Raw genomic sequence first — 13,199 nt, 5'->3', positions numbered from 1 at the left:
ATACAATAGTGTAACACGCATGCTACCCTTCGTATAACTCTTTATATTTTTTCATATGTGCCAATTGTTTATTTAAACCGAATTCTACTGGTGTATTTTTTTGAATAGAAATAACCTCTACAGCTTCATCTCTTACTTCCACATTTTTGTTATTTACTTTATCATCTGCATGTAAAAGACTCATACCCTTTTCCCATAACTCTTCTTTTCCACTAAGTAAATTATATATACCGAGGTGTTTTACATTCATTCCATTTTCCCATAAATATTCACATACATCTTCAACGTAAAGTAAATCACTTCCTTTTTCTCCATTTATACAACGGCACTCTTTTTCATCAAGTTCTGATAAAATAAGCTGATGATACATCATAAACGACGGTTGCCACGGCCCATATAATGTAGGAACTCGATATGCACTATATTGTAATTCGCCTTTTTTCAACCCTTCTTCCACTTTCGAAAATAGATGTTTGTTTTCGGATTCTTCAGTGCTTCCTATTTCAATAGAAGAAATTAAATTTAACTTTACTTTATTTTTTTCACACATCCTTACGATTCGTTTTAAATATTGTAATATGACCCTTTCATTCCGAAATCCACTTTGCTGATTCGGCTCATACAAGCAAAAATAAACTGTATCGAAACTCTCTTCCTCTACCGATCGCCATCCGTCTTCATCCCTTATAGAATAGTACGTAAATAACGCATTCCGCCCAATCAACAATAATTTCTCTTCATTAATTTTTGTCATACTATCAAATTCATCAAAATCAAGACCATATACTTCTACTTCTTCTGCAATCATTTTATTCACAAGGTGATAACCTACAAACGTAAGTGCACCTATAATCAGCACGCGTTTCATACCACCAACCCTTTCCCCTTGAAACAAATAGCTCCTCATTTATGTATATGGGAGCTTCACAATTCTTCTTCATATTTTTTAAAGAAATCAGTCGTTTGTCTAACCATTTTATATTTCACATCTTGCAGATGGAATAAAACAGAAGTATCGCATTGATTGAATTGCCTCATTTTCTCGTATTTACGTAACAATTGTTTTCTTCCTCTTTTTTCCTGTGTTGAGACAAAAATTTTAACAGGTACACAAGACGGCAGAAGCGCAAATGATTTCTTATTTATTTTTGATTCTAATTCTTCTTCTTTGGAATCATACGCCAAACTTAATTCCTTCACTAATCTTTTGTAAAAAAACTTATGCTCTTTCTCAAACTCCACATATTCTGGTAAATCTAAACACGGATTTAACATAACGACAGAACGTATACATTCCGGGTACTTGTTCATCATCTCCAGTGCTACAAGCGCTCCCATACCATCTGCCATAATGTGCATTTTCGCATTCAATGTCTCTTTTCTTAGAACGACATCATACAAACGTTTTGCAAGACGAACAGCTCGGTCGTTCCCCCAATGCCTTCCGTATAAGTTAGATGAAAAGACTGTATAACCTTTTTCAATAAGGCCCTGTAAAAAATAAGCTCTCCCTGCATGCTGTGTCCATAAACTTGTACCATTCTCAATAAAATAGTTATAATCTCCTAGGAGCATAACAGAAAATCCATTTGGCTTTTCCGGTAAATAAATTACACATGGTTCTTTTTCTAAGTAAAAAAAACGTTCTGTAATACTCATTTTTCCCCCGCCTTATTTTCTAAACGTATAAAAGTACTCTTTTATAATGTATGAACAGAATGCAAATTTGCGTTGAAAAATCTACAAATATTTTTCTATATTCTTTTTTCAATTGTGTTACAATAAGGACAGATTGAACGAATAGAGGTGTAAAATATGCGTTTCATTTGGGCATTAATTTGGTCGTTCGCGCTTGTACATATGATGAGCTACGTAATCGGCTCTATGACTGGCGGTACATACGATTTTAACCAAGCGTCTATTTTCTCAGTTGTTCTTGCGGTATTAGTATTAGCGATTGCAGCTGCGATTCCAAACGAGCCAGTAGAACAACACTAAAAAAAGAGTCCGGATTTTATCCGAACTCTTTTTTTACTTCATACGCACGACTAATTCGTTATTTTCTACATCAACCACTACGTGACTATTGTCAGTAATCGCTCCTGCAATTAATTCTCTCGCTAATTTCGTCTCAACTTGACGCTGTACGTATCGTTTTAACGGACGAGCTCCGTACAGCGGATCGAATCCAGCTTCTACAACAAATTCTTTTGCAGATTCCGTCAATTCTAATGATATGTGGCGATCTGCTAAACGCCCTTGTAATTCTTGTACAATCTTATCAACAATACCTTTAATTTCATTCCTTGTAAGAGGTTTGAATAAAATAATTTCATCGACACGGTTTAAGAATTCTGGTCGGAAATGTCCTCTTAATTGTCCCATTACAAGTTCTCTTGACTCTTCTTTAATAGAACCATCTTCTTCTAGCCCTTCTAATAAGTGAGCAGATCCAATATTTGAAGTCATAATAATAACCGTATTTTTAAAGTCTACTGTACGTCCTTGTGAATCTGTAATGCGGCCATCGTCTAACATTTGTAATAAAATGTTGAATACTTCTGGATGTGCTTTTTCGATTTCATCTAACAAAATAACAGAATATGGTTTACGTCTTACTGCTTCTGTTAATTGACCACCTTCTTCATATCCAACATATCCAGGAGGCGCTCCAATTAAGCGTGACACTGCGTGTTTCTCCATATACTCAGACATATCGATACGAATCATTTGCTCTTCACTGTCAAATAGTGTTTGCGCTAACGTTTTTGCAAGCTCAGTTTTACCAACACCCGTAGGGCCTAAGAAAATAAATGAACCAATTGGACGATTCGGATCTTTAATGCCAGCGCGAGCACGAAGTACTGCGTCTGATACAAGGCTTACCGCTTCCTCTTGACCGATAACACGCTCTGATAAAATTTGTTCAAGACGTAATAATTTCTCACGTTCACCTTCAACGAGTTTTGCGACAGGAATACCAGTCCACCTTGAAACAATGTCTGCAATTTCTTCTTCACTTACTTCCTCGCGTAATAAGCGATTCTCTTGTTTATTATGTGCACCCATCTCTTCTGCTTCTTTTAACTCTTTTTCGATAGCTGGAATTTTCCCGTGGCGAAGCTCAGCTGCTTTATTTAAATCGTAATTTCCTTCTGCTTCTTCTAACTCACGGCGCAAGCGCTCTAAATGCTCACGTAAGTCACGCACTTTATGAATGTCTTCTTTTTCTTTCTCCCATTTCGCTCTCATACTACTTGCAACTTCTTTTAAATCCGATAATTCACGTTGCAATGTTTTTAGGCGCTCTTGACTACCTAAGTCCTTTTCTTTCCCAAGAGCAGCTTCTTCAATTTCCAGCTGCATAATGCGGCGCGTTACTTCATCTAGTTCTGTTGGCATAGAATCAATTTCTGTTCGAATTGTTGCACAAGCTTCATCAACTAGATCAATCGCTTTATCAGGTAAGAAGCGATCCGAAATGTATCGATCTGATAAAACAGATGCTGCTACAATCGCGCGGTCATGAATATTTACACCGTGATAAATTTCAAAACGCTCTTTTAAACCACGTAAAATGGAAATTGTATCCTCAACAGTTGGCTCTTCTGCTAACACTTGTTGGAAACGTCTTTCTAACGCTGGATCTTTCTCAATATATTTACGGTATTCATCTAATGTCGTTGCCCCGATACAATGCAGTTCACCACGCGCTAACATCGGTTTTAACATATTTCCCGCATCCATCGCTCCTTCTGTTTTACCAGCGCCGACGATTGTATGAAGTTCATCAATGAATAATAAAATGCGACCTTCACTCTTTTTAATTTCATTTAATACAGCTTGCAGACGTTCTTCAAACTCACCGCGGAATTTTGCTCCGGCCACAAGTGCACTCATATCTAAAGCGAAAATTGTTCTATCTTTTAATCCTTCTGGGACATCTTTTTTCACAATACGCTGCGCTAATCCTTCAACGATTGCTGTTTTACCAACACCTGGCTCTCCGATTAAAACGGGGTTATTTTTCGTTTTGCGTGAAAGAATGCGGATCACGCGGCGAATTTCACTATCTCTGCCAATTACAGGATCAATTTTCCCTGCTCTTACTTCAGCCACTAAATCACGGCCATATTTTTCTAACGCTTCATAAGTTGCTTCTGGATTTTGACTAGTCACTCTTTGATTCCCCCGAACTGTCATTAAAGACTGTAATAAGTTGTCTTTCGTAATATAAAATTTTGCGAATAATTGACTTATATCGCCTTTTTCTTCAGAAAAAGCAAGTAATACATGTTCGATTGAAATGTAGTCATCTTGCAATTTCTCCGCTTCTTTTCCTGCTCTTACAAGCAGTTGTTGCAAAGCACCTGTTACATATAATTTCCCTGCCTCTGCCCCGCTTCCAGTTACAGAAGGCTTTTTCTTAATTAAACTTTCTACATCTGTTTTTAACGCTTCTATATCGACATTCATTTTTTGAAAAATACGTACCGTTAATCCGTCTTGCTGCTCTAATAACGTAAGCAATAGATGAACAGTATCTACTTCTTGATGATGATGAGATACCGCTAAAGATTGAGCACTCATAATCGCTTCCTGTGTTTTCGTTGTCATTTGATTTAAGTCCATCTTTACAGTCCTCCAAATGTTTGACTTTCTTTGACCTTTGATTTGATTATACGCCAACTGACTTTTTTATACAATAATTTTGCTTATGTATTTTCAAACTTATTATTGGAAAAAGAAAAAAGTAACATTCATTTTCCTAATCAAAAAAGCCGCAATAACGATTGCGGCTTCTGTTACGGTTTTCTTTTATATGTCCACTGACGGTTATGATTTGCGTTCTCTGGAAACTTTTCACCGGCAGTTAATTGTACCATTTGCGGATTTTTCACCATACTTCCCGTTTCACCAATTTCTACGTAAATGCCATCATTTGGCGCTTTTTGCCCTGAACGAAACCTGCGATTTTGTCCCATTTCCATTCTCCTTCCATGACGTCTTGCCTCATTAGTATATCCATTTTAAAAGAAAGCTTTTCTGTCATGTTTAGGAAACAAGTACTACCGTTTACCCATGTACATATATATAATTACACAACCTTAAGCAGGAATTATTGGCATATTTGTTGAAAAAAAAGAAACCAACCAAAGTTTAGGCCAGTTTCAAAGGAGAGTCAAACATATACGAGAAGATTACATGTTCATTATAAGCCTCATCATACGAGCAATGTAACCCTTTTCACAATTTGTACATAATGAAAAAAACATTATTTGAACTTTCTAAAAAGATATTGACTTTTCCTAATTTCCAACGAGAAATAGTAGACACCACAGCGCTTCGCGACGTAAGATGGATATATAGTGAAACTTTCATCTACAGTAGTTTCACCCAGTCTAACCTCTTATTTCTGCATATTAAAAACGGAAATACAGATAGAATCAAAAAATTTATTATAAGAGGTGAAATTATGAACAAACAACATTTAATCGCATTAGACTTAGACGGAACTTTATTAACAGACAACAAAATAATTTCTCCAAGAACGAAAAACACAATTGCAAAAGCAAAAGAACAAGGACATATTGTCGTTATTTCAACAGGGCGTCCATTCCGCGCTAGTTACGATTATTATAAAGAACTTAGCCTTAACACACCAATCGTAAACTTTAATGGAGCTTACGTGCATCACCCTCTTGATTCAAGTTGGGGAACACATCACTCTCCTCTTGAACTTTCAACAGCGCAAGAAATCGTCCGAGCTTGCTTTGATTTCGGCGTGAAAAATGTCTATGCTGAAGTCATCGATGATGTGTATGTCCGTGAAATTGATGAAGATAAAAAACATATTTTTGAATTCGGTTCTCCAAAGATTTTCACAGGAGATTTATTAAATATTTTAAACGACCATCCAACTTGCTTATTAATCGATGCACATGACGAGCATTCTGCTGCAATTCGCCAACATTTAACAGATATGCATGCTGAAGTCATCGACCATAGAAAATGGGGTGCACCTTGGCCAATTATTGAAATTGTAAAAAGCGGATTAAATAAAGCTGTCGGATTACAAAAAATTTCAGGCCATTATAACATTCCTAAAGAGCGAATTATCGCTTTTGGTGATGAGGATAACGACTTTGAAATGATCGAATTTGCTGGTCATGGAATCGCAATGGGTAATGCGATTCCTGAATTAAAATCACTTGCAAATCATACGACATTAACGAATGAAGAAGATGGTATCGCTCTATATTTAGAAGAGGTTCTTGGATTGTAATCTAAAAATTCCCTGCTTATAGTTTCTCGCTAAACGCTCATACTATTATTAGACGCAAAAGTCAGCGCGTCAATTGTTTTCAGCTAAATAAAGGGGGTTTTTCGAATGGGTAAAAAGAACAAATCAAAACGTTTTATCCAGCAAGGAGCCGATGCTGTTATGAAGCATGATGCAAGATTCCCGTACAGAGGTACATTAGCTGAGGCAGAAAAAGCGAGAAGTAACTCTTCATTTGGAGGGGTTTAAATGGGGAACTTACTATTCCAACAAGCTAGAGACGCTGTTTCAAGTGCCGTTTCTTGTTCAAGTGGCGCTGAACAACAGGAACTCGTTTATAGAGCAAAAAACTCTTTGCACTCTGCTTATGCAAACTCTTCAACTGCTGAAAAAGTTCAGCTACGTGAAATGCAGGAGCAATTGCAAAACATTACGAATTCGCATTAAAAAAGGAGGACCAGTTTTGGTCCTCTTTAATCTTTTCTAAACAATCCAAACACACCGACCGTTTGCAGTATATTTGTAAATGCACCTGGGTCCACTTGTTTAATAACCCTCTCTAATTCATACAACTCGTAACGAGTAATAACAATCATTAACATTTCTTTATTTTCATTTGTATAAGCACCTGTTGCTGGTATAGTTGTAATCCCCCTCACTAAGCGAGAGTGAATCGCTTTTCGCACATCTGCCCCGTTCTTTGTAACAATTAATGCCGTAATCTTCACATGACGGGTATGAATCGCATCAATAATTCTCGTTGATACATACAAAGTGACTAAAGTATATAATGCCTTTTCCCATCCATATACGTAGCCAGCAGCGATAATGATAAGTGCATTAAAGAAGAAAAAATACGTGCCGACAGGCTTATCTTTTATTTTTGATAAAATCATAGCAATAATATCTAGACCACCTGTAGAAGCCCCCCACTTTAAAGCAACCCCTACCCCAATCGCTGAAATAATCCCACCAAAAATCGCATTCAATATAATATCGTGCGAAACCGCTCTAACTGGGATAATTTCTAAAAACAAAGTCATAAATACAACACAAAGAAAACTAAAAAATGTAAAGGCCTTCCCAACCTTTTTCCACGCTAAAATAACGACAGGAATATTAAATAAACTAAACAATACCCCCGTAGATATATGAATAGATAAAAAGTCACCTAATATTTGTGACAATAATTGAGACAATCCAGCAAAACCACTCGCATACACTTTCGCTGGTGTTAAAAATAAATTCATCCCAATCGCATTTAATAAACCCGCAATAATTACAACGACTAACTTCTTAATAAGTTCAGTATAATTCAGCTTCAAATCCATTTCTAATCCACCTTTAGTATTCATGAATGCACCGCTATACATAGTCTTTACGAAAAAGGAAATGATAAACATACAACGTTTAGAAATGGAGTTGATACATATGCCACATACTAGCGATAACGACAAAAAAGCACGCGACAATAATGCAAAGCGCACTCAAAAAAATGAACAAGAGCAAAAAAATATTCAGCAAGGAAAACGTGCATATTCTAAGAAAACCGATCACCTTTGATTACATCGTACATCAACGTTAATGTTGATGTACTTTTTTTACATTTTACAGGGAAAAAACATTAAAAATTCACTTCATGTTCACTTCTATATTCTACAATAGCGATAACATATTCGGATGAGGTGTTAGCATGAAAGGAAAAAGTACATTCATTATCACTGCACTAATAAGTATATTAATGCTATCTGCTTGCGGACAAAAAAATGACTCGGCCATAATCGCTACAACAACAAACTCAACAATTACAAAGAGCGATTTCGAAAAACAATTGAAAGATCGATACGGAAAAGACACGCTATACGAAATGGTAGCACAAGATGTTATTACTAAAAAATATAAAGTATCTGATGATGCAGTAGATAAAGAAGTAGAAAAAGCAAAAGATCAATATGGAGAACAATTCAAAGCAACACTAGAAAATAATCGTTTAAAAGATGAAGAAGATTTCAAAAATCAAATTAAATTCAAACTTGCATTGAATGAAGCGATTAAACAAAGCGTTACAGAAAAAGATGTGAAAGACCACTATAAACCAGAAATTAAAGCTAGTCACATTTTAGTAAGTAACGAAAATGAAGCGAAAGAGATAAAGAAGAAATTAGATACCGGCACTTCATTTGAAGAATTAGCAAAACAAGAATCTCAAGATTTAGCATCAAAAGATAATGGCGGAGACCTCGGATACTTCGGGGCAGGAAAAATGACACCTGAATTTGAAAAAGCTGCCTACAAATTAAAGCCCGGCCAAATTAGCAATCCCGTAAAATCACCAAACGGCTATCACATTATTAAACTAACTGATAAAAAAGATTTACAACCTTACGATAAAGTGAAAGACTCTATACGTAAAGACTTAGAAGAAGAACGTCTTGCCGACCCTTCCTTCGGTCAAAAATTATTACAAGATGAATTAAAAAAGGCAGATATTAAAATAAACGATAGTGACTTGAAAGATACATTTTCTCATCTTTTTGGGAAAGGGAACTAAAATAAAGCACGATCTTATTGAAAAAATAAGATCGTGCTTTTTTAATCTTCTATCAACATTTTTAACTTTTTCTTCAAGATTTTATAATTCCAAGTGATATGATCTAATTCTACCTCCATTTTAATTCGATGCTTATACCTCTTTCTCTAACAAGTTATACGCATTTCAAAATTAACCACGGATACCACAATACCTCTTCTGCCTCAATTTCCCCATCATCAATTAAATGGATAATCTGCTTTGCATCTTCATACTTATCAACAAGTGATAATTCATTTAATTTCTTACCAAAATCCTCTTGTAAATTATTATGAATAAAAGAATAAAAATTATTGTTACTAAAACCACATATATCAAATCCTAATATTTCATCGTTCTCAACATCAGCAGGTAATGCACTTTCGATAAAATCATATATAGAAACTTCAAAATCATTTTCTTCTCGCTCATTCATTAAGAAATCCGTCCGATACTCTTCTGAAAGATGCAAACTAATAATCTCTAAATTTTCTATCCCTTTTAAATAATTTCGCTTAAAGAATCTCGCATCTTCTAAATTTTTAAAAGCATTCGGCCACGAGAACTTTTCTTCTTCCATTAGTGTATCTAAAAAAGATTGTCCACTTTCATGTTCCTCTTTACTAATCTTCAACCTTCCATTTATCATCTGAGCAATAGGATCATTTTTATTTGAATTACACCAAGGGAAAAACCAATAATCCGGAAATGTAGGCCGACTCTCATTACATATCGTTAAAATCGTTTGTGATAGTCCCTCAATATTGCATTCTTTATAGATAAGTTCCCTATCGTAGGAAATTATGAGGTATCCAGCGTTATAAAATTTCATATGCATATCTCCTTTTCAAAGGGTTACTAAACATTCATTACAAATGTGGAATCCTCATACTTCCGGTTAGCTATACAGTTTCTACTTTACGGATGCTCTCTAGTTTCTTTATACTCATCAATAATATATCCTGAATAAGCAGTAGCCTGCCTCTCATATCCAATTCTCGTTAGTTTTATATCATTAATCCATTGGAAATAATGCGTTAGCTCATGCGCAATAGTAACCAGATAGCACCCTAAAGCGTTATCTTTTCCATTTTTCTGCACCGTATCATAATAATCCCCTGTCGAAATACGAATATACGGCTCAACATTTCGATCAAACGGCCCAAAGAAAGTACCATAGACTAGCTCTCCATCCATTGTCTTTATTTTATATGAAGTTTTCACATAAATAGGTACTCTAATTGGGAAAAAGTATTCTTGGCGCAGCCATTTACAAAATTCCTTAATGGCTCTTCTTACTTCAGGATCAACATCTGTATCAAATTTCAATCGTAATCCAGTACGGTGACTCTCCTCTTCTAAATTATAATATTCTTCCCAATTCGTCAGCGTCCAAATATGCATATTATCAGCCTCATTACTTCATATTTCCTAAAGAATGAAGGTTCATTTCGATTATTTGATTGGCTCCCCTAATTTTTCACCATTTTTAGTTTTAATACTAAAACTTTCCTACCTTCTAAAAAGTATAGAATAGTTAATCCTATAACTTTTTGATGTTATAACATACCTCTTCTATACTTTTTACATCCGCTTCAAATGATACTTCATACTCCCATTTTTCACTCTTTAAATCATTTTTAGAAAAAGTAAAGTATACGAAAAATCGATTTCTTTTGAGCTTCACTTTAAGCTCCATTTCCTCTTCATCGGCACTCAATACAGCTTCCTTAATTTCTTTTCGCAGTAATGCTTCTAGTTTTTTACCAAATCCAATTATTTCACTCATCAAAAACATTGGCCCTTTATACTCATAATGGACATTATTTGAGGATACAGCTAAGAAATTCAGTTGTACATCACGTAAATACAACTCATCATCATTTGGATACAAAGATCCAAATGATGCAATGGTTATCTTTTTTTCGCCCCCTAAAAATACCATCTCAAGTTCTTTTCTTCTTTCCACCATATGACCTTCTTCCATTGTTTATCCTTCTGCGAACAATACCTTAGAGTAATAGCATCATATTCATACGTTGCGACAACTTCTCTATTTTGATCTGTCATCGCTACTACATCACTGTGACATATATAAAGAAAGAAGAGCCTATATTCGCTCTTCCTTCCCCAAATCATTTCTCTATTTATTCTTCATCCCCTTCTACATCATATGGTAACTTTTCATTTACACACATTTAACAAATGAATCTTTCTAACCACTAATTTTTCTGTTGATATATTAATAGCCTCTAAAAGCAAACTGAATATACATGTAAGTACCAACACCATAAATAACAAAAGCAACTATAGTAATTAGCCAATTTTCACCATTTTTTTGTACATACTTCGAGCATGTCCAAATAGTAAGCAAAATTAGCAATTGGATTGCCGTCACTTTTGATATAGCAATTATAGTAGTTTCTGTCACAAATACTGTCCACATTCCTAGGAACATACGTATGCCTTGAATAATAAACAAAATCCTACTATTATTAATACTTTCTTTAATATTAATTACACAACCTTCTTGAAATAAAACAATCAATATTAATATTAAACTTAAACTCAAAACTATTATAAACTCTAAAAAATCTATCCACACTGTGCATCCCTTCTTTTCTCTATCTACGTTTTCCTACAGCATTAGAAATTTTCATAAGTTTTGCTGTCGTTGAATTTTTAAACGCTTTTTCCCTTTGTTTTTTCGCCCTCTTCATTCCATCTAGCCGAACTCCTGGATTCCTTTGGATATGTTTTCTAGGATTATTCATCAATCGTTTTGTATTGCTTATTCCTTGCCTAATTGCAGGTGTGAAACTTCTTTTTTGAAAAACTCCTCTTCCCAAGCCCTTAAGAGGACTAATAAAGCCAAAGGTCCTTCCTAGCCCACCAAAAGCCACACCTTTTACCGCTCCATATCCCGCTGCTTTAAGTCCTCCTTTCCATGTGTATCCCTTATTTTTATATAGATACTTTCCTACTTCAAAACCAGCACTTATAGCCGCACTACCAACCCACCAAGCTACATGCCCATCTGGATCCACCATCATCACCGGATTATTATCACCATACGTATACCCATTCATTGTAACCGGATCATCCTCATCACCTGGCTCAGGATCTACTGATAAAAACACACCATGATCTGGATTATAATAACGGGCCATCCGATAATACATGCCAATCTCTTTATCATACATGTATCCTGCGTATTCTTTTCCCAATTCCAATACTGTTTATGCGGCACCACAGTATATGCTTAACAGTATAAAAAAGGATTCCTATCGGAATCCTTTTTTTATGTGGAACATCTCTTTTATTTGCACTAAACTTCTTTACTGTAAACTCTTGACTAATATGTTTCAACTATTTTAATTAATAACTTCCGAGTAAATTCATAAACATTTAATTGCTGATGCAATTCTTGATATTTTGACTTTTCCCTAAATAAGAACATATATCGGGGATATGTTTGATAAAAATTTTTATACAATAATCTTCTTTGATAAATAGGAATTTTTGTTTGAGATAAAACATAACTCAAACTTCCTTCAATTATCGAACAATAACTGTAATAGTCTTCAGCAAAACAATCTAGATTATAATCTAATTCGATGCGCTCAATATCATCTGAAGGATATGGAATTTCTAATTGCATTTTAGCACTCTTTATCTCTTGCAATAATTCTAAATTAATTTTTGCCATAGTAATATTCACAATCCATTCACTTATATTAAATTCTTAGCGCTTTTTCTTTTTCCACCCATTGTTCCAGTAAGTAATTATCTTACCATTTTTAGTATAATAGCCACCTTTTTTCCCATTCTTAATTTTATACCCCTTTTTCCCATTTGATAAAACTACTTCTTCTCTTAAATGTTTATTTGATCGATAAAACGATCTAGCCATATCTGTATATCTTTTTTGTCCATAAGATTTTCCTTTCCAAGTTACATGCTTTTTATGATGATATTCCAGAGATTTTGATTTACTTTTAAATGTTCCCTTACTCCAATGGCGTGTCGTAGTATACCAATTCTTAGCAGATTTATAAGCTATTTTTCCAGCTTTGAAAGCTGCTCCACCAACTAATCCGACACCAACAGCTACTGCAGCTGCTTTCCAACCATTCTTTTTATACGCTTGATACCCATCATAAGCCGCAAAACCTGCGTTTAATACCATCCACGCCAAATGCCCATCCGGGTCTGTCATCGCGACTACGTCACCACGAGGGTTATAGTATAACGCTTCTTCTTATGATTTTATAATCAACAAAAATTAATGTATCCAAAAAGAGAGAAGAGTCTACATCACATCAGCTCTTCCCTCTTTCAATTACT

16 protein-coding genes and 2 pseudogenes are annotated in these 13,199 nt (G+C 35.0%); 6 read left to right on the top strand and 12 right to left on the bottom strand.

Translation table 11 applies throughout. The features are described 5' to 3' along the window. Window positions 1-22 precede the first annotated feature (22 nt). Both NSQ08_RS04585 and NSQ08_RS04580 read right to left on the bottom strand, forming a co-directional pair. A complete protein-coding gene (locus tag NSQ08_RS04585) occupies window positions 23-895 on the bottom strand; it encodes an NAD-dependent epimerase/dehydratase family protein (protein ID WP_002086991.1) in 873 nt (290 codons plus the stop codon). A 29-nt stretch (window positions 896-924) separates the two neighbouring features. Further along, window positions 925-1,659, bottom strand: a complete 735-nt coding sequence (locus NSQ08_RS04580) for a hydrolase (protein WP_000028694.1) — start codon at window positions 1,657-1,659, stop codon at window positions 925-927. Between the two features lie 156 nt (window positions 1,660-1,815). Between NSQ08_RS04580 and NSQ08_RS04575 the strand changes: the two genes are divergently transcribed. Continuing rightward, window positions 1,816-1,998 carry a YjzD family protein gene (locus NSQ08_RS04575; protein WP_001211111.1) on the top strand — a complete coding sequence of 61 codons (183 nt, stop codon included), beginning with the start codon at window positions 1,816-1,818 and terminating at the stop codon, window positions 1,996-1,998. A gap of 33 nt (window positions 1,999-2,031) precedes the next feature. On the opposite strand, the gene clpB is transcribed toward NSQ08_RS04575, so the two are convergent. Continuing rightward, the gene (gene clpB, locus NSQ08_RS04570) at window positions 2,032-4,632 is read right to left on the bottom strand and encodes an ATP-dependent chaperone ClpB (RefSeq protein ID WP_340772104.1); all 2,601 of its coding nucleotides are present in this window, start codon (window positions 4,630-4,632) and stop codon (window positions 2,032-2,034) included. Window positions 4,633-4,805: 173 nt separating this feature from the next. After that, window positions 4,806-4,985, bottom strand: coding sequence for a YjzC family protein (locus tag NSQ08_RS04565; RefSeq protein WP_002086997.1), 180 nt, complete (start codon window positions 4,983-4,985; stop codon window positions 4,806-4,808). 491 nt (window positions 4,986-5,476) lie between these two features. On the opposite strand from NSQ08_RS04565, the gene NSQ08_RS04560 reads away from it, so the two are divergent. The 3 genes from NSQ08_RS04560 to NSQ08_RS04550 all read left to right on the top strand — a co-directional run bounded on the left by NSQ08_RS04560 (window position 5,477) and on the right by NSQ08_RS04550 (window position 6,730). Next, window positions 5,477-6,286 (top strand): Cof-type HAD-IIB family hydrolase, encoded by an 810-nt coding sequence (locus tag NSQ08_RS04560; RefSeq protein ID WP_002030271.1) that lies wholly within the window; start codon window positions 5,477-5,479, stop codon window positions 6,284-6,286. Between the two features lie 105 nt (window positions 6,287-6,391). Further along, window positions 6,392-6,532, top strand: a complete 141-nt coding sequence (locus NSQ08_RS04555; protein WP_000516816.1) for a hypothetical protein — start codon at window positions 6,392-6,394, stop codon at window positions 6,530-6,532. Next, a complete protein-coding gene (locus NSQ08_RS04550) occupies window positions 6,533-6,730 on the top strand; it encodes a DUF3813 domain-containing protein (protein WP_002011309.1) in 198 nt (65 codons plus the stop codon). It abuts the gene before it with no gap. A gap of 26 nt (window positions 6,731-6,756) precedes the next feature. Here NSQ08_RS04550 and NSQ08_RS04545 read toward each other — a convergent pair whose 3' ends face one another. Next, on the bottom strand, window positions 6,757-7,614 hold the full coding sequence (locus NSQ08_RS04545) for a YitT family protein (protein WP_002125914.1): 858 nt from the start codon (window positions 7,612-7,614) through the stop codon (window positions 6,757-6,759). Window positions 7,615-7,714: 100 nt separating this feature from the next. Here NSQ08_RS04545 and NSQ08_RS04540 point away from each other — a divergent pair, with 100 nt between their 5' ends. Both NSQ08_RS04540 and prsA read left to right on the top strand, forming a co-directional pair. Then, the gene (locus NSQ08_RS04540; protein ID WP_001120851.1) at window positions 7,715-7,846 is read left to right on the top strand and encodes a DUF3941 domain-containing protein; all 132 of its coding nucleotides are present in this window, start codon (window positions 7,715-7,717) and stop codon (window positions 7,844-7,846) included. 130 nt (window positions 7,847-7,976) lie between these two features. Beyond that, complete coding sequence (prsA, locus tag NSQ08_RS04535) at window positions 7,977-8,834, top strand: peptidylprolyl isomerase PrsA (protein WP_340772100.1); 858 nt, start codon at window positions 7,977-7,979, stop codon at window positions 8,832-8,834. 154 nt (window positions 8,835-8,988) lie between these two features. Here prsA and NSQ08_RS04530 read toward each other — a convergent pair whose 3' ends face one another. From NSQ08_RS04530 to NSQ08_RS04500, 7 genes and pseudogenes are all read right to left on the bottom strand, one after another. Next, complete coding sequence (locus NSQ08_RS04530) at window positions 8,989-9,684, bottom strand: hypothetical protein (protein WP_340772098.1); 696 nt, start codon at window positions 9,682-9,684, stop codon at window positions 8,989-8,991. 86 nt (window positions 9,685-9,770) lie between these two features. Continuing rightward, window positions 9,771-10,256, bottom strand: coding sequence for a hypothetical protein (locus NSQ08_RS04525; protein ID WP_340772096.1), 486 nt, complete (start codon window positions 10,254-10,256; stop codon window positions 9,771-9,773). 139 nt (window positions 10,257-10,395) lie between these two features. Further along, window positions 10,396-10,839 (bottom strand): hypothetical protein, encoded by a 444-nt coding sequence (locus NSQ08_RS04520; RefSeq protein WP_340772094.1) that lies wholly within the window; start codon window positions 10,837-10,839, stop codon window positions 10,396-10,398. Between the two features lie 255 nt (window positions 10,840-11,094). After that, on the bottom strand, window positions 11,095-11,457 hold the full coding sequence (locus tag NSQ08_RS04515) for a hypothetical protein (protein WP_340772092.1): 363 nt from the start codon (window positions 11,455-11,457) through the stop codon (window positions 11,095-11,097). A 19-nt stretch (window positions 11,458-11,476) separates the two neighbouring features. Further along, window positions 11,477-12,067, bottom strand: a pseudogene (locus NSQ08_RS04510) (RHS repeat-associated core domain-containing protein); the annotation flags it as partial. Between the two features lie 140 nt (window positions 12,068-12,207). Beyond that, the gene (locus NSQ08_RS04505; protein WP_340772087.1) at window positions 12,208-12,573 is read right to left on the bottom strand and encodes a YxiJ family protein; all 366 of its coding nucleotides are present in this window, start codon (window positions 12,571-12,573) and stop codon (window positions 12,208-12,210) included. A gap of 24 nt (window positions 12,574-12,597) precedes the next feature. Beyond that, a pseudogene (locus NSQ08_RS04500) lies at window positions 12,598-13,077 on the bottom strand (RHS repeat-associated core domain-containing protein); the annotation flags it as partial. Window positions 13,078-13,199: the final 122 nt, after the last annotated feature.

Source organism: Bacillus sp. FSL E2-8887 (assembly GCF_038007205.1).
Taxonomy (GTDB): Bacteria; Bacillota; Bacilli; order Bacillales; family Bacillaceae_G; genus Bacillus_A; species Bacillus_A mycoides.
Note: the sequence above shows the minus strand (reverse complement) of the source record. Positions and strands in the feature narration are given on the sequence as shown.